This is a genomic window from Gottfriedia sp. OAE603 (assembly GCF_040543965.1).
GTDB classification, from domain to species: Bacteria; Bacillota; Bacilli; order Bacillales; family Bacillaceae_G; genus Gottfriedia; species Gottfriedia solisilvae.
The window spans coordinates 2,815,463-2,833,357 of record NZ_JBEUNN010000001.1 but is presented as its reverse complement, the minus strand read 5'-3'; the positions used below and the strand labels follow the sequence as shown (position 1 = coordinate 2,833,357).

Here is a 17,895-nt window from a genome sequence, read left to right as displayed (position 1 = left end):
TCATGGAAAAATATCATATTTCGTTTAAACTGTGTTTTAATTTTATACAGTATACAGGAATTATAGTTAATAATCTTAGAATGTACAAGTTTTTGAACCTACTTAAATTTTTATGTAATCATGTTTTTTTATTTTATGAATGGCAACAAAAAGTAAAATTGGAAAAAGAAAAAAAATTTGTAAATATATGTATAGAATAATTTAACTGAATCATACTATCTTTAATCTGATGAAACATCAGAGCATCCAAAAAACAAAGGAGTCGACAACATGGCAAACAGAAGATCATCAAATCAATATGTTTCACCAAACGCTTCATCAGCAATTGATCAAATGAAGTACGAAATAGCTTCTGAATTTGGAGTGCAATTAGGTCCGGATACAACATCTCGTGCTAATGGATCAGTTGGTGGAGAGATTACAAAGCGATTAGTTCAAATGGCTGAGCAAAGTTTAGGCGGATATGCTCGATAAATAGAAAAAGATGGAGAAAATTCTCCATCTTTTTTATTTTTGGCTCTGTTAAGAAAGAATGTTGATTTCCGTTTCAGGATGCTCGCTTTCCATGGGGCGAGAGCTTTAGCCTCCTTGGTCCACACTATGTGGATCATGCATGCGTTACGACGGAACGTCGTGTTTTTAGCATGCCTACCCTACTTGTGAGGGGTCTCACCCATCCCGCTACTCCAATTGGAGTCTCGCACCTTCCACTCCAAAGTTATTTTTAATATAAAATTTACCGAAATCGACTATTTACTTGCAAGGCATTATGAAACAAGAGATAATAATGTCACTGGTAGGTGATGAAATTGTCAAATTGTAAAAACTCAGTTACTCCGAAATGGTTCGGATTTGCGATACAAGCATTGGTCTTACTAGCTACAACTGATGGTGTCACTCCAAGTAAAGCAATTGCTAAACATATTCGTTCTGGTGTTTCATTTATGAGAAGAATTATGGCACCTTTAGTAAAAGATAAAATTGTAGAAGCTAGAGAAGGTAGAGATGGTGGATATCTCCTTGCGAGAGCACCAGAGGACATCACTCTTAAAGAAGTGTATCTCGCATTGCAAATGACTGAACCATTATCGACAGCGTTAATCGAATCAACTTCAGATTGTTCTAGTGGACGAGTAATGAATAATGTTTTTGCGGATTTCGCTATTGAGGCAGAAGATCATATGCTTAGTTTCTTATGTAATTACACTTTAGCAGACTTTGTAAAACGAGCTAATCATAAAAGTTTAGAATCAATATAAAAATATCGTACAAATTCATGTGCGGTATTTTTTTATTTAGGAACTTGAAGTAGATGAACATCAACAATATTAAAGAGGTAACACAGTTATCGAAGAATAAATATTAAACTAAATGTAAAATTGTACTTGAAACGAGAACAGTTATCGGATATACTGTCCTTAAGTTAAGCACACTTAATGGATGACTAAACTTAAGTACAAGAATTAAACTTAAGGGGATTTTTTTCTAAACTCAATTAAATTAGTTGCAGTATAAGTGACCAATTTATTTAGAATCAATACAGGCGATCAATTTTGGTTCATTTATGCTTTAAACTGTTCTTGTATTGAGTTCAGTATATTAAAAACTTAAAGTTATCATTTATAAATATATATAAAAGGGAGAGAATGAGATGAAGTGGTTAACTCGTATCTTACAAGTAGTATTAGTTATTGCGTTTTTAATGTCTGGAGCTGTTAAGTTAAGTGGTAATATCCAGATGTTACATGATTTTAAAGAAGTATATGGGTACTCTAAAGGATTCATGTATTTAATCGGAGGTTTTGAAATACTTGGAGCGATTGGTCTGATCGTAGGCTTTTGGAAATCTAAAATAGCTACACTTGCATCAGCTGGATTAGCCATTATTATGGCAGGTGCAGTCTACACTCATCTAAGTGCAGGTCAAGACTTAAATGTTGCAATGGCTCCGTTTGTTTTGTTAGTGTTAACATTAATTGTATTATTTTCTAGAAGGGGTAATGTAAAGTGAATTTCCATGTGAAGCCACAAGTTTATGCACCAACTATAGAATTAAAAGTATCCAATTTATTACGCTCAATTACATTTTATCAAGAAGTAATTGGACTACGAATTTTGGATCAATCAGCGACTAAAGCAAGATTAACTGCTGATGGGGTTAAGCCATTAATTACGCTAGAACAAATTGATCATAGCGTACCAAGAAATGATAGAAATACAGGTTTATATCATCTTGCTTTACTTTTACCAACTCGAAAAGATTTAGGTATTGTGTTAAAGCATTTTATAGAAACTAGAAATCCACTTCAAGGTGGTTCTGATCATTTAGTAAGTGAAGCATTATATTTAGCTGATCCTGATATGAATGGAATCGAAATATATGCAGACCGTCCACACGAAGGTTGGAACTGGCAAAATGAACAGGTTGTAATGGATAGTCGTCGCCTTGATGTAGAGGGGTTATTATCACTAGCTGGAGAAGAAACATTCACAGGTTTACCACAAGAAACGATTATGGGACATATTCATTTACAAGTTTCCGATTTAGTAAGCACTGAAAAGTTTTATTGCGAAGGCTTGGGATTTGATGTAGTAACTAGATACGGCAACCAGGCATTATTTGTATCAACAGGTCAATATCATCACCATCTAGGCTTTAACACATGGCATAGCGCAGGTGGTACTGCTCCACTTGAAAACAATGTTGGATTAAAACATTACACATTGTTATATCCAAGTGAAGAAGAAAAAACAAATGCCATTGATAGATTAACAAACATCAATGCAACAATTTTTGAAGAGAATGGAATTACTTACACGAAGGATCCATCAGGAAATACAATTCAAATATTAGTCGGTTAAATATAAAGATTTTACATTTAGAGACATTTGCGAGCAATGACCGCAAATGTCTTTTTTATTTGGAACGGTTGATTATAGTAGTAATTCACACTTTTTCTAAAAGAATGGTGTTTTGCATACTGATGTTTCATGAAAGATTGGAACGTAAGGTGCTCGACTCTTGTGGGAGTAGCGGGACAGCTGAGACCCCACAGGCGGAAACGCCGAGGAGGCTCAGCGCACGCCCCACGGAAAGCGAGCATCCTGATGTGGAAATCTACGAATAATTTTTTTAAACAAAATATTAAAACTAAACTCTCACTTCTATCATATTTCCTTATAAAAATTAATATAGTTGAATACATGTACATTTACTAGCTAAGGGTGAAGGGAAGATAAAGGGGAGTGAACTAGGTGTTACATATTGTAGTTTGTATTAAACAAGTACCTGACACAAAAATCATTAAAATGAATCCAAAAACCAATACGATGGATCGGGCCAGTGCGCCTGCAATTTTGAACCCATATGATGCACATGCAGTAGAAGAAGCGGTTCGATTGAAAAAAAGATATGGTGGGACAGTGTCTGTTATTACTATGGGACCCCCTCCTGCTGTAAAAGCAATTCGAAAATGTATTGAAATTGGTGCTGACGAAGGATATATGATTTCAGATAGAGCATTTGCTGGAGCAGATACCTTAGCGACAAGTTATGCCTTAACGAAAGCGATTGAAAAAATAGGGGGAATTCAACCGATTGATTTGATCGTTTGTGGAAAAATGACAATCGACGGTGATACTGGACAAGTTGGGCCAGGAATCGCTCGGCGACTTGATATCCCACCTTTAACTTCAGTAAAAAAAGTTCATGAGATAAATAAAGAAGAAGGCTATGCGATCGTTCATCGAAAAATAGAGGACGGTCATGAAGTTATTAAGACTACATTACCTTGTTTATTTGCTGTTGAAAAAGAAATCAATGAAGTCCCCTACTCTTCTTTGCCAAATATGATAAAAGCTGCTAAATATCAACCAACTATCTGGGCAGTTAAAGATTTAGAAGATGTGGATATCAAACAATTAGGTTTAAAAGGCTCACCGACGATTGTATCAAAAGTTTGGGCTCCTCCAAAAGCAAAGGGTGGCACAGTTTTTGAAGGCACTTCTAATGAAAAAGTAGCTGAGTTAATGAAGATTTTAAGTGATAAGAAGGAATTATTTGAAGTGAAGGGAGGGGTATAAATGGATTTCTCAGATTACAAAGGTATTTGGGTATTTATTGAGGAAAATGACAAAGTGATCGCACCCGTTTCATTGGAATTATTAGGTGCAGGTAAACAATTAGCTGAAAAACGTGGTTGTGAACTAGCAGGGATTTTAATTGGTCATGATGTGAAATCGTTAACCCCTAAACTTTTTGAATATGGAGCTGATATTGTTTATGTTTATGATCAGCCTATTTTTAAAGATTATCGAACGGAATCCTTTATGAAAGCAGTATTAGAATGTAGTAACAAATACAAGCCAGAAATCTTATTATATGGTGCAACCTCAAAAGGTAAGGATTTGGCTAGTGCTGTTGCGACAGACTTACCAACTGGTTTAACTGCAGATACGACAGTCTTAGACGTTGAAGAAGATACAGGTTTATTATTAGCAAGTCGTCCGGCATTTGGTGGTAACATCATGGCGACGATTTTATGTAAAAAGTATCGTCCGCAAATGGCAACTGTTCGTCCGAAAGTGATGAAAGCGTTATCTCCTAATCCTGGAGCTGAAGGAATTGTAATTGAAGAAGAAATCGACTTAAAGGAAGAAGATATTCGAACAAAAGTATTGGAGATTGTGCGAGCGACAACCAAGAAAGTTCGGATTGATGAAGCTGACATAATTGTTGCAGGTGGAAAAGGACTTGGAAGTAGAGAAGGCTTTGAAATCATTAAGACTTTTGCAGAATCAATTGGTGCAGCTGTTGGTGCGAGTCGAGATGTAGTCGAAGCTGGTTGGGTGGAACACCATCATCAAGTAGGTCAAACTGGATTAACAGTTACCCCTAAAATATATTTTGCTATTGGAATCTCAGGTGCAATTCAACATATTGTTGGGATGCAAAACTCAGGTCTCATCATTGCTATTAATAAAGATCCGGATGCACCTATTTTCCAATCGTGTCACTATGGCATTGTAGGCGATGCATTCGAAATCATTCCACTCTTAATTCAACAATTCCAAGAAAGCTTTTCTTTAAAGGAGGAAAATCACGACCATGCCGGAAAAATTTGATGTAATTGTCGTTGGAGCAGGACCAGCAGGAATCTCATGTGCATACGAGCTAGCTAAAAATGGTGTTAACGTAATCCTCATTGAAAGAGGAGAGTATCCAGGTTCTAAAAACGTAATGGGAGGCGTTCTTTACCGTAAAATGATGGAGGACGTAATCCCTGAGTTCTGGAAGGAAGCGCCAATCGAGCGTGTCATAGTGGAGCAACGTGTCATGATGTTAGATAAACAATCTGCAACCACATTTGGTTATAAAGGATTGGAATTTGCTGAAGAGCCATATAACAATTTTACCGTGCTTCGTTCAAAGTTTGACCAGTGGTTCGCACAAAAAGCTGTTGAGCAAGGCGCACTACTAATCAATGAAACGGTCGTATTGGAATGTATCGTAGAAAATGGTGTTGTTGTCGGTGTTAGAACAGACCGACCAGATGGAGATTTATACGCAGACGTGGTTGTGTTGGCAGATGGCGTAAACTCTCTATTAGGAAAATCACTAGGATTTCATAAGGAATGGAGACCAGATGAGGTTGCTTTAGCGACGATGGAAATAGTCAAGCTCGACAGCAAAATCATTGAGGACCGCTTTGGCTTAGAAGGAAATCAAGGTTGTGCAATTGAGTTGTTTGGGGATGCGACAAAAGGAATCGTTGGAACGGGCTTTTTATACACAAATAAAGATACATTAAGCATTGGGGTCGGTACATTACTTTCGGGAATGATTGAACATAAAATAAAACCGTATGAACTGCTAGAGTATGTCAAAAAACATCCGATGATTCGCCCTTATATTCAAGGAAGTGAGCCACAGGAATATTTGGCACATTTAATTCCAGAAGGTGGCTATAAATCTATTCCGAAACTAGTCGGCAATGGGGTAGTGGTGATTGGAGACGCAGCACAATTAGTAAATGCGATCCACCGTGAAGGTTCTAATATGGCAATGACTTCAGGTAGACTCGCAGCCGAAACGATTATTGAAGCAAAAGAAATTGGTCAATATACCGAACGTGTCTTAAAATCGTATGCTAATAAATTACTAGATAGCTTTGTTGGCCAAGATTTAAAAAAATACAAAGATGCTACTCACCATTTTGAAAAATTCCCTCAATATTTCGAGGAATATATCCCTCTTCTTAACAAATCAGCAAGTCAAATGTTCACTGTCGACGGTAAATCTAAATGGGAAAAACAAAAGAAAATTATGAGCGATTTGGGAGGTGTCAAATCTAAATATAAACTTGCGAAAGATGTATATAAAGCATGGAAGGTGATGAAATAAATGAGTGAGACAAAGAAAGAGCATACAATTGAGGAAAAACAATATCTCGTTCGTTTTAATGCTGATACAAAATCGCACTTAACTGTACTAGACTCGGATATTTGTTTAACAAAATGTCCGGATAAGGTCTGTACAATTTTCTGTCCGGCTGAAGTCTATAAATGGGAAAATATTCGAATGCATGTAGGTTATGAAGGATGTCATGAATGTGGAAGTTGTAGAATTGGATGTCCTCATCAAAATATTAAATGGGAATACCCGAAAGGTGGACACGGAATTATCTTTAGACTGGGGTGATTGCAATGTTCGCAATTGGCAATTATGTGATGTTTAGTTTAGATGGTGCTGTCGGTACTGTTATGGAAACTAAAGACAATCAATGCTTAGTCGCTTGGGAAGACCGTGTTGTTAGCTGGGCAAATAAAGAGCTACTTAAAAAGATTAGTTGTGCAGAACTAATTCAACTTTTTACCCCTAAGTAAAGATTTCTTTGATTAAGGAACTGCCAATCGCTCCAAATAAATTTGAATGGATCGTAAAAAAATGATCGATCTAGTTGATAATAGACTGATTCTAATAGATCATGATGAAACAATTTTGGGACTGCTTCGGTAGTCTTTTTTTGATTTCATTTATCGGTTAAGTTAAAAAGGAATGATTTAAATCCACGATAATTTTTTATTTTTGTAGGAATAATCGTAGATATAAAAATGTAATTAGAGTATGTATTGAGTAGCCCTTCTTCAATTGAAGAAGGATTTTTATTGTGTAAAACAACTGATTCTAATGATACAATTTCTTTTAAACCTTGATAAAATACCATTGATAAACAAAAAGTATATTATGAGCCTGGATGATATGATTAATTGAAAAAGAAAATCGTACGAACAGAAAGTTAGATTTAGTTTTATTTTTGAAAGGGAAAGTGGAGGTTTCTATGATTCGAATTTTAATTGTTGATGATGATGCTCATATTCGAGAATTATTAAGACATTTTCTACAAGCTGAAGGTTATGCAACATTTGAGGCGGCAAATGGGGAAGAGGCTTCATTATTGCTTGCTGAGCAACAAGTGAATTTAGCAATTGTTGATATTATGATGCCAAATAAAGACGGATATGAGCTTTGTGAGGAAATTAGAAATGATTATGATTTTCCCGTTATTTTACTTACTGCAAAAAATCAATTAATAGATAAGGAAAAAGGGTATAGGGTTGGAACGGATGATTATGTAACGAAGCCTTTTGAGCCGAAAGAATTATTGTTTCGTATTAAAGCATTGTTAAGACGTTTTACGATGGTAAATGCAACTCAAATTACCCTAAATGAAACGATAATTGATCGAAGAAGCTATGAAGTTTATTGTAAGGGTAAGCTGTTAATGCTGCCAATGAAAGAGTTTGAATTATTATCACAATTAGCAAGTTATCCTGACAGAATATTTACACGCGAGGAATTAATTCATTTAATTTGGGGTGCCGATTTCGATGGTGATGATCGTACAATAAATGTTCATATTAAGAGACTAAGAGAACGTTTTTCAAATTTAACAGATGATTTTTCCATTAAAACTGTACGTGGCGTCGGTTATAAATTGGAGGTCACGAAAAAGTGAAAACATTATATGTAAGGATTGTGCTAACGACTATTTTTGTCATGATTTTTAGTGGCTTAGTGTCGTTTCTAATATCAAATATTTATTATCATTATAAACTTAAGCCTTATAACGATCAAAAGCTAACAAAAATGGCCAATGAAGTGAAATCATTTTATGAAAAGAATCCTAGTTTAAAAATACAGGATTATTTAGAGAATGTAGGAGATTTAGGTTACCAAGTTTTGTTAGTAGATGAGAATGAGAAACAGACCTTTTACGGTGGTTCTTTTAAGAAGAGTCAATTGGATGAGACCACTATAGAATCAGTCTTAAACGGGAAAGTTTATCATGGTATAGCTCGATATCCGACTAATTGGTTTGTGACAGGTTTTTTTGATAATTCAGTTGTAAATACAATTGGTGTTCCAATTAATCATGGAGAAAATCATTTTGCACTATTTTTAAGACCGAATGTGGAGCTTCAGTTTGGGGAGCTTAGAATTTTATTTTCCATCATTTTAGGTCTAACAATTTTATTAAGTATCTTAATGGTATTCATTAGCACACGCTACATTGTCAAACCAATTGTGAAGTTAACAGAAGCCACAAAAATTATCGCTGAAGGTAAGTATAAGATTCGTTTACAAATTAAACGAAAAGATGAAATTGGTAAGCTTGCCAATCATTTTACAAAAATGACAAAAAAATTAGATCAAATTGAACAAATGCGCCAGGAGTTTGTTTCAAATGTTTCGCATGAATTTCAATCACCACTAACTTCAATTCAAGGCTTTTCACAATCATTACAAGCAGATAATTTAACTGACGAGCAAAGAAAAACATTTTCATCAATTATCGAAAAAGAAAGTAAACGTATGTCTTTATTGAGTAAACAATTATTAGTATTAGCCTCATTAGATAAAGAGGAAGAAATTTTACAAAAAACGGAATATGATGTTGCCGAACAGATTAAACAAATAATCGTAACAAATGAGTGGAGCTGGCGAACAAAAAATCTAGCAATTGAAATGGAATTAGCTCCAACGAATATCTTTGCAGATAAAAACTTATTACATCAAGCTTGGACAAACTTAATCATGAATAGTATTAAGTTTAATAAAGAAGGTGGTTTGATTTCGGTAAGACTTTCTAATAAACATGACATGTTAACGATCGAGATAAAAGATTCCGGTATTGGAATTTCAGAAAATGACTTACCTTATATATTTAATCGATTCTATATTGCTGATAAGGCAAGAATTCGTAAAGAATCAAGTACTGGTTTGGGGTTAGCGATTACGAAACAAATTATTGAATTACATAATGGTGAAATACATGTTGAAAGTAAATTAAATGAAGGAACATTGTTTTTGATTAAAATTCCACAAATGTAATGAACTGTTCACCTTCTGTTCACTTTCCATTTCTATACTCAAGAGAGAAATTAGAAAAGGAGATGAATAGTTGATGTTTCTTGCTTTAAGAGAATTTAAACATGCAAAATTTCGCTTTCTACTAATCAGCTGCATTATGATCCTCATATCTTTACTGGTTTTATTTGTAACTGGGCTTGCGAAAGGATTGTCATTTGATAATGCTTCGTCAATTGAAAGTATGAAAGCAAATTATATCGTTCTTCAAAAGGATTCTGATAAACGTTTGAGTCATTCCACATTAAATAATGAAAATTTAAATGAAGTGCAACAATATATAAGTGAAAAAAATGCAACTCCTTTAGGTATTCAAATGACTACAATAATGAAGGATGGAGAATCAAAAAAAATTGATGCTTCATTTTTCGCAATTGATACACGTGAATTTCTCCAACCAAAGGTCATAGAAGGTAGAATGATTAATAATGATACAAAATCGGAAGTAGTCGTTGATGCTTCACTTAAAGACGATGGAATTCGTTTAGGAGATAAAATAATTGACCAAATTTCAGGCAAAGAGTTTCAGGTAGTTGGATTTACAGAAAACCAATCATTTAGTCATACACCAGTCATTCATCTAAACTTTAACGAATGGTCGATGATTTTTAGTGCTAATCAAGGTTTTAATGCGATTTCATTAAATACAAAATCGGATCATGTAAAAAATTTAGAAGAAAAAATAGCTGGAATTGAAGTGATTCAAAAAGATGAAGCATTAAAAGGGATTCCGGGCTATAAGGAAGAACAAGGTTCTTTATACATGATGATTATTTTTTTATTTATTATTGGAGCGTTTGTATTAGCAGTATTTTTCTATGTAATAACGATTCAAAAGATCAACCAATTTGGTGTATTGAAAGCAATAGGTTCAAAAACAAGTTATTTAGCAAAAAATATTGTTTCTCAGGTTCTTGTTTTGACGGTTGCGAGTCTTATACTTAGTAGTTTATTAACTTACGGATTATCAAAAATATTACCAAATAGTATGCCATTTGTTTATAACTTACAGTTAGTATTAGGCTGTTCACTATTATTTCTAGTTGTAGCTCTTATCGGATCACTATTATCCTTATACCGAATTACAAAAATTGATGCGGTTGAAGCGATAGGGAGGGCTAATTAATGAGTATTAAACTAGAACTAGAGAATATTAGTAAAGTTTATAAAGATGGAGACTCTTCAATTAAAGTACTTGATGAAGTATCTCTTCAAGTGAAATCAGGTGAACTTGTAGCGCTTGTAGGTCCTTCTGGATCTGGGAAAAGTACATTTCTTTCGATTGCTGGAGCGTTACTATCCCCTAGTAGTGGGAGATTATTTATAGATAATATAGAAATTAGTAAGCTACCTCCTTCTAAACTTACTGCATTTAGATTGAGTAAGATTGGTTTCATTTTTCAAATGTCCAACTTGTTGCCTTATTTAACAGTAAAGGATCAATTGTTATTAATTAGCGAATTAACTGGTGGTCAAACAACAGTTGCTAATCAAAAAGCCGATGAGCTGTTAGAGCGGTTGGGCTTAACAAATAGGAAAATGAATTATCCAGAAAATTTATCAGGCGGGGAAAAACAAAGAGTAGCCATCGCAAGAGCGTTTATGAATGATCCAGAAGTTATTTTCGCAGATGAACCAACTGCTAGTTTGGATGCTGAACGTGGCCGAACTGTTGTTGAAATGCTAGCTAATGAAGTGAAAAAAAGAAATAAAGCCGCTATCATGGTTACACATGATAAACGAATGTTAGACTTATGCGATCGAGTTATATTTATCGAAAACGGGCGTCTAACTGAAAAGTAAATTATCCATAGTATTATTACGATCAAAGGATCAATCGTTCCTGAGAATAAAAATAAGTTTTTTACGTCACAATATTTTAAAGATATAGTAGCTACTTACTATATCTTTTTTATTTTTTGGAAGAAAAAAATTGGAATGCAAAATGTGAATGAAATATATAGTAATCATAAATACTTTTTTATATTGACTAATAAATTAATAGAATTTATATTTAATTTTAAATATTCTTAAAATAGGGGTGTATAGATGGGTAACGCATTGGTATTTCAGTCTGATTTTGGTTTGCTAGACGGAGCGGTTAGTGCTATGTATGGTGTTGCTTGCAGTGTGAATCATGATTTAAAGATGTACGATTTAACCCATGATATTCCTCAATATAATATTTGGGAAGCTTCTTACCGTTTGGTTCAAACGATGAACTATTGGCCGGTTGGAACAGTTTTTGTATCAGTAGTAGATCCGGGTGTTGGATCAGATCGTAGAAGTGTTGTAGCTAGAACAAATTCAAATCATTACATAATTACCCCCGATAATGGAACATTAACGCATATTGCAAAAAATGATGGAATTAATCAACTGAGAGTAATTGATGAGGAATTTAATAGATTACCGAATTCAAGTGAGAGTTATACGTTTCATGGCAGAGATATTTTTGCCTATACAGGAGCGCGCTTAGCTTCCGGGATAATTGATTTCGAAAATATTGGACCAGAAGTTGATTCAAATTCATACATAAAACTACCTACAAAAGAATGCACTAGAGAAAACAACAAAATAAATGGAACCATTGATATTCTTGATATTCGATACGGTAGTATATGGTCAAATATTGGTAGAACAGAGTTTATTAATCTAGGGGCCAAGTATGGGGATACTGTTGAAATTTCAATTGAAAATGAAGGGAAAAACATTTTTCATAAGTTGGTTAAATATGGAAAGTCATTTGCCGATGTAAATATTGGTGAACCGATTCTTTATGTTAACAGTCTCGATCAAATGGCAGTTGCTGTTAATCAAGGATCATTCACAAATGAATATGGTATTTCAACAGGAATAGACTGGACGATTTCAATCAAGGTTTCAAATTAAAAAATAGAGAAAGAAAGTAAAGAGGGAGAGTGTAAAATGAATAGCAATTTGTCGATTAAAACGATTGTTGCAATCGGAATTGGAGCAGCAGTGTTTATTATTTTAGGAAGATTTGGTTCAATACCAACTGGTGTTCCTAATACAAATGTAGAAACAGCATATGCATTTTTAGCACTTATGGCTGTTTTATATGGACCGCTTGCTGGATTATTAATAGGACTAATTGGTCACACATTAAAGGATGCAATTTTCTATGGATCGCCTTGGTTTAGCTGGGTAATCGCATCTGCAATTGTTGGATTGATCATTGGTCTTGCATCAAAAAAAATCAATATCCAAAATGGCGAATTTGGTAACAAGGGTATGGTTCAATTTAATTTGATTCAAGTACTTGCAAACGCATTAGCGTGGTTTGTTGTTGCTCCAGCATTAGATATTTTAATTTACTCAGAACCAGTTAACAAAGTCTTTGTTCAAGGTGTTGTTGCAGGTGTAGCAAATATTGTTACTGTTGCAATTTTAGGAACGATTTTATTAACAGTATATGCAAAAACAAGACCAAAACAAGGTAGCTTAACGAAGGATATGTAGTCGGTGGAAATCTCACCGACCTTTTTCATTTTCATAAAAATGAACCACTACTTAAAATTTTATTGATTAAAGGAAGATGAAATTGAAAAAAGCAATTATTGAGTTTCGTAACTTTTCATTTCAATACAAAGCCCAGTCCAAACCAACACTGAAAGATATTAATTTAACCATTTACGAAGGAGAAAAAATATTAATTGTTGGTTCTTCAGGTTCGGGAAAAAGTACTATTTCACATTGTTTAAATGGATTAGTTCCATCTTTTTACGAAGGAGAAATAAGTGGAAGTTTAAAAATTAATGGTAAAGAAACAAAAAATCAATCAATTTTTGAGTTATCACAACATGTAGGTACCGTTTTACAAGATCCAGATGCTCAATTCATTGGATTGACTGTCGCTGAAGATATAGGATTTAAATTAGAAAATACGGGAGTACATCAATCAGAAATGATCGAGACGGTTAAAAGTATTTCGAAAATGGTTGGAATTGATCGTCATCTACATTCAGCGCCTCACCAATTGTCAGGAGGACAAAAGCAAAGAGTAACGCTTGGTGGGGTAATGGTAGATCAAGCCAATATTTTATTATTTGATGAACCACTGGCGAACTTAGATCCAGCAACTGGAAAAATTGCGATGGAATTAATCAATGACATTCATCAAAAAACAAATAGTACAATTGTTATTATTGAACATCGTTTAGAAGAAGTTCTTCAAATTGATATTGATCGTATTATTGTCATAAATGAAGGCGAAATTCTAGCTAATGTAAGTACTAATGAATTACTTAGTGCAAACTTACTAGAAAACTTAGGAATACGTGAGCCTCTATACATCACTGCTTTGAAATATGCAGGGTGTGAGATTACCCCTGAAACAGAACCGAAAAATATTGATTCGATAAAAATAGATTCATATATTAACAAATTAACAAGATGGTTTCACCGTACAGGGAAATTTAAAAAATTAGTAGATGATGAGGTTGTATTAGAACTAAAGTCAATTGATTTTTGTTACAGACAGAATGAAAAAATCATTCATAATGTGTCCTTTAAAATAAATAAGGGTGAAATGGTTAGTATTGTTGGAAAAAATGGAGCAGGAAAATCCACTATTTCTAAATTAATTTGTGGTTTCTACCAGCCGACAAACGGAGATATCTTTTTTGAAGGTAAGGATATGAAGCATTTATCGATAAAAGAACGTGCTGAATTTATTGGAATTGTCCTGCAAAATCCAAACCAAATGATTTCTCAAACATCTATTTTTGATGAAGTAGCTTTAGGTTTGAAATTTAGAGGAGTCTCACAAGATGAAATAAAAGAAAGAGTGATGAAAACATTAAAAGTTTGTGGCTTATATGAATTTAGAAACTGGCCAATTTCTGCTTTAAGCTTTGGTCAAAAGAAAAGAGTAACAATTGCAAGCGTACTTGTATTGAATCCAAAAATTCTTATTTTAGATGAACCAACAGCTGGACAAGACTATAAACATTATAATGAGATGATGGAATTTTTAAAGGAACTACAAGACAGTGGAATGACAATTATTTTAATCACTCACGATATGCACTTAATGCTTGAATATACAAAAAGAGCGATTGTATTTTCTGATGGACAGATCATTGCAGATGATTCTGCTGCTAACATTTTGACAAATTCAGAAGTTATTAAACAAGCGAATTTAAAAGAAACATCATTACAGCAGTTAGCTAAAAAAGCAAATATATTCAATTCTGTTGAGTTTGTACATAAATTTATAGAATATGATCGGAGGGTTCGAGCTTGATGAACAATCCTATGCTTTCTTATATCAGCAAAGATTCCTTCATTCATGATTTAACGGGTGCAACGAAACTAATCTTTTTCGTATTGTGGTCAACGACTGCTATGGTAACATATGACACTCGAATTCTATTAGCGATGTTTCTAATGGGTATATTATGTTTTAAAGTTTCCAAAATAGCGTTTAAACAGGTTTCTTTTGTACTATATTTTATTTTGTTTTTTATGTTATTTAATAGCTTGATGACCTTTATTTTTGCACCGTATCAAGGTGTTGAAATTTATGGGACAAGACATATCTTATTTCATCTTTTTGGAAATATCAGTATAACTGCTGAACAATTATTCTATCAATTTAATATTAATTTGAAATATTTCACGGTTATTCCCGTTGGTATCTTATTTATTGTAACAACAAATCCGAGTGAGTTTGCAGCTTCGTTAAATAAAATAGGGGTTAACTACAAGATTGCTTACTCAGTTGCAATTGCATTACGATATATTCCAGATGTGCAACGAGATTATCAAGATATTTCATTTGCACAACAAGCGCGTGGATTGGAATTATCAAACAAACAAAATCTATGGAAGAGAATCGTAAATTCCGTTTCAATACTAATGCCCTTAATTTTTTCAAGTTTAAATCGAATTGAAGTTATTAGCTCTGCAATGGAATTAAGAGGGTTTGGCAGTAAGAACTATCGAACATGGTATAATGCAAGAAATTTTGAAATGAGAGATTATATTACATTTATTTTTATTGGTATTTTATTTTTAGGATCGTTATACATTACTTTCCATGATGGCAATCGTTTTTATAATCCCTTTCTTTAAAAAACGTAAAAAGAAGTTTACTAAACAAAAGAGTAAACTTCTTTTTTATTTTAAGTATAGATGTTTGAGCAAAATTACAAAAAAAGTAAAAAATGAATAAAAGTTCTTAATTCTTTTATTAATTTAAACTTATCATCATTTTTTTGAATTTATAAGGATAATAGGCTAATTTATTATTAATTTTAGGTTTCATAAACTATACAAATTTATGTAAATAAATTGTATCTTAATACTTTTATTAACATTATATAGTAAATTTAGTGAAAAAATTCACAAATTTTCCACAGACAAATTTCTGATTTTTTTGTAATATTTACTAGAAGTTAAATTGTTAAGACAACTAGTCCGCTAATTACATAAAATATTTAATTTTTTTACTAGTTGTGGATTTTAGTTGTTCTTTAATAAAAATTAACTAAAAATTAAAAATTGGAAAGGAAAGATTAGTATTATGAAATTTGCAAAAATCGCAATAGGAAGTGTATTGGGGATTACAACCGTTGTTGGAGCCTCTCATTCAATTCTAGCAGCAACTGATGGGGTACCTTCAGTAGCTAATTCAGATGCTTCAATTACATTTTTATCAGGAACTGGACCAAGTACACCGGTAGATCCTGAGAATCCAACAAACCCACTAAATCCAACTGATCCCAATAATCCAACTGATCCATCCACTGGTAATACTGGACCATTAACATTAGATTATGTATCTTCAGTAGACTTCGGCTCTCAACAAATCTCTAGTTCAACGCAAGTGTATGCTTCAAAATCGAAAAAACCATTTATTCAAGTTAGTGATTTTCGTGGAACAGGTGCTGGGTGGACAGTATCTGCAAAAGCAAGTTCTTTTTCAACGGATGGTGGTACTACAGCTTCATTGCCAGGTGCAGTTTTAACATTTAAAAATGGAGCAGTCATAACACCAGATGTATCTGTAGCACCAACTCCAGAGCAAACTGTAACATTAAATGCAGATGGTACGGCTTCGTCTAAGGTAGTATCTGCAAAGCCAAGTACTGGTATGTTTACTTGGTTAACAAAATGGTTTGGAGAAACACCTAATGACGAGAATTCTCTTAATAATAATGTTACGTTAACGATTCCAGCAGGTGCTGCTTCAGTTGGTAATCATGAAGCAACTGTCACTTGGACACTTACTGATGCTCCTGGACAATAATGATTAGATTTAATATTTAATTAGTTTGATAACAGGTTGGGCTCGAAGAATCGTACTTTGAAAATAAGGCTATTATTCTTCGAGCTTTTTTTATATGTAAGATTTTTTTACAAGTATTGAACAAATTCATCGAGGAGAGCAGAAGTATATGAACTTAAAGTTACAAAAATATATATTAATTTTCTCCGTCATAGTAATTGCATTCACAATCATCCCATTCTCAGTGAAAGCATCCGAAAGTGATGTTGGTTTTTCAGTTCGGGCTATCATTCCAAAAAATCAAATTGATCCACTGAAATCTTATTTTGATTTAAAAATGAAACCTGGACAAAAACAAGTAGTTAAGATTGAAGTATTTAATAGTAGTTCTCAAGAGGAAACAATAGAAATGGATGTTGCTTTTGCTACTACAAATAGAAATGGATTAATAGATTATTCAGAAGTTGACACCAAACGAAAAGATGAAAGTTTACAATTTCCTTTAACAGAAATTGCTAAAACAGATAATAAAGAGATTGTGATCCCAGCTGGTAAGTCTAAGATTGTTCCAATCAACATTTCAATGCCAGAGCAAAAATATGATGGGGTAATTTTAGGAGCGGCACATTTTAAAAAGAAGTTAAAAGAGACGAAAGAAAATTCAACATCAGGCGTCGAAATAAAAAATCAATATGCATATGTTGTAGGAATAAAATTGACTGAAACGACAAATGATGTTTATCCAGATTTACATTTAAAATATATAAAACCGATGTTAATAAACTATCGTACAGCAGTAGTTGCAAATATCCAAAATAGCGAAGCAGTAATTGTTGAGAACATGGATGTAACAGCAAAAATATATAAAAAGGGATCAACTAAACATTTATACAGTTCAGATAAAAAAGATTTGAACATGGCCCCAAACTCAAATTTTGAATTTCCGATTGATTTGAAAAATGATCCTCTTAAACCTGGAACGTATCGTTTGAAAATGAAAGCAATTATCGGAACTCAAATCTGGGAATGGGATGAGGACTTCACAATTGGAAAAGTAGCAAATAATTTAAATGAGAAAGCACTTGAATTAAATAAAAGTTACTTATGGTGGTATATCGGTGGAGGAATATCACTCTTACTAGCTTTACTTTTTATCATAGCTAAAAAAGTAACAGGGAAAAGTAATAGAAATCTAGAAAAATAGCTTATG

19 protein-coding genes are annotated in these 17,895 nt (G+C 33.4%); all 19 read left to right on the top strand.

The features are described 5' to 3' along the window. The first annotated feature begins 270 nt into the window (after positions 1-270). The 19 genes from ABID96_RS14575 (at position 271) to ABID96_RS14485 (ending at position 17,889) form a co-directional block, all read left to right on the top strand. Complete coding sequence (locus ABID96_RS14575; RefSeq protein ID WP_087998846.1) at positions 271-474, top strand: alpha/beta-type small acid-soluble spore protein; 204 nt, start codon at positions 271-273, stop codon at positions 472-474. Between the two features lie 335 nt (positions 475-809). Further along, entirely contained in the window at positions 810-1,259 is a 450-nt protein-coding gene (locus ABID96_RS14570; protein WP_192602657.1) for an RrF2 family transcriptional regulator, read from the top strand. Positions 1,260-1,651: 392 nt separating this feature from the next. Further along, a complete protein-coding gene (locus tag ABID96_RS14565; RefSeq protein ID WP_192602656.1) occupies positions 1,652-2,011 on the top strand; it encodes a DoxX family protein in 360 nt (119 codons plus the stop codon). Then, positions 2,008-2,862, top strand: a complete 855-nt coding sequence (locus ABID96_RS14560; protein WP_192602655.1) for a VOC family protein — start codon at positions 2,008-2,010, stop codon at positions 2,860-2,862. Before ABID96_RS14565 ends, ABID96_RS14560 begins: the two co-directional genes overlap by 4 nt. Before the next feature lie 393 nt (positions 2,863-3,255). Beyond that, entirely contained in the window at positions 3,256-4,083 is an 828-nt protein-coding gene (locus ABID96_RS14555) for an electron transfer flavoprotein subunit beta/FixA family protein (RefSeq protein WP_192602654.1), read from the top strand. Next, positions 4,084-5,124, top strand: coding sequence for an electron transfer flavoprotein subunit alpha/FixB family protein (locus ABID96_RS14550; RefSeq protein WP_192602653.1), 1,041 nt, complete (start codon positions 4,084-4,086; stop codon positions 5,122-5,124). It abuts the gene before it with no gap. Next, positions 5,108-6,403 carry an FAD-dependent oxidoreductase gene (locus tag ABID96_RS14545; protein WP_192602652.1) on the top strand — a complete coding sequence of 432 codons (1,296 nt, stop codon included), beginning with the start codon at positions 5,108-5,110 and terminating at the stop codon, positions 6,401-6,403. Before ABID96_RS14550 ends, ABID96_RS14545 begins: the two co-directional genes overlap by 17 nt. Then, positions 6,404-6,700 (top strand): ferredoxin family protein, encoded by a 297-nt coding sequence (locus ABID96_RS14540; protein ID WP_087998853.1) that lies wholly within the window; start codon positions 6,404-6,406, stop codon positions 6,698-6,700. 5 nt (positions 6,701-6,705) lie between these two features. Beyond that, complete coding sequence (locus tag ABID96_RS14535) at positions 6,706-6,885, top strand: tudor domain-containing protein (protein WP_087998854.1); 180 nt, start codon at positions 6,706-6,708, stop codon at positions 6,883-6,885. A 455-nt stretch (positions 6,886-7,340) separates the two neighbouring features. Then, positions 7,341-8,018, top strand: coding sequence for a response regulator transcription factor (locus ABID96_RS14530; protein ID WP_192602651.1), 678 nt, complete (start codon positions 7,341-7,343; stop codon positions 8,016-8,018). Beyond that, positions 8,015-9,394: a sensor histidine kinase gene (locus ABID96_RS14525; protein WP_192602650.1), complete on the top strand. Its 1,380-nt coding sequence runs from the start codon at positions 8,015-8,017 to the stop codon at positions 9,392-9,394. Before ABID96_RS14530 ends, ABID96_RS14525 begins: the two co-directional genes overlap by 4 nt. 73 nt (positions 9,395-9,467) lie before the next feature. Then, positions 9,468-10,556, top strand: a complete 1,089-nt coding sequence (locus tag ABID96_RS14520; RefSeq protein WP_192602649.1) for an ABC transporter permease — start codon at positions 9,468-9,470, stop codon at positions 10,554-10,556. A gap of 5 nt (positions 10,557-10,561) precedes the next feature. Continuing rightward, positions 10,562-11,233 carry an ABC transporter ATP-binding protein gene (locus tag ABID96_RS14515; RefSeq protein ID WP_377897067.1) on the top strand — a complete coding sequence of 224 codons (672 nt, stop codon included), beginning with the start codon at positions 10,562-10,564 and terminating at the stop codon, positions 11,231-11,233. A gap of 246 nt (positions 11,234-11,479) precedes the next feature. Beyond that, on the top strand, positions 11,480-12,322 hold the full coding sequence (locus tag ABID96_RS14510; protein ID WP_192602647.1) for an SAM hydrolase/SAM-dependent halogenase family protein: 843 nt from the start codon (positions 11,480-11,482) through the stop codon (positions 12,320-12,322). Between the two features lie 36 nt (positions 12,323-12,358). Beyond that, positions 12,359-12,913: an ECF-type riboflavin transporter substrate-binding protein gene (locus ABID96_RS14505; RefSeq protein WP_192602646.1), complete on the top strand. Its 555-nt coding sequence runs from the start codon at positions 12,359-12,361 to the stop codon at positions 12,911-12,913. A gap of 82 nt (positions 12,914-12,995) precedes the next feature. Next, positions 12,996-14,699 carry an ABC transporter ATP-binding protein gene (locus ABID96_RS14500; RefSeq protein ID WP_377896910.1) on the top strand — a complete coding sequence of 568 codons (1,704 nt, stop codon included), beginning with the start codon at positions 12,996-12,998 and terminating at the stop codon, positions 14,697-14,699. Further along, entirely contained in the window at positions 14,699-15,529 is an 831-nt protein-coding gene (locus ABID96_RS14495; protein WP_192603152.1) for an energy-coupling factor transporter transmembrane component T family protein, read from the top strand. The genes ABID96_RS14500 and ABID96_RS14495 overlap by 1 nt, the downstream gene beginning before the upstream one ends. A 451-nt stretch (positions 15,530-15,980) precedes the next feature. After that, positions 15,981-16,706, top strand: a complete 726-nt coding sequence (locus tag ABID96_RS14490) for a WxL domain-containing protein (protein ID WP_192602644.1) — start codon at positions 15,981-15,983, stop codon at positions 16,704-16,706. A 148-nt stretch (positions 16,707-16,854) separates the two neighbouring features. Then, positions 16,855-17,889 (top strand): WxLIP family cell surface protein, encoded by a 1,035-nt coding sequence (locus tag ABID96_RS14485; protein WP_192602643.1) that lies wholly within the window; start codon positions 16,855-16,857, stop codon positions 17,887-17,889. The last annotated feature ends 6 nt before the right edge of the window (positions 17,890-17,895 follow it).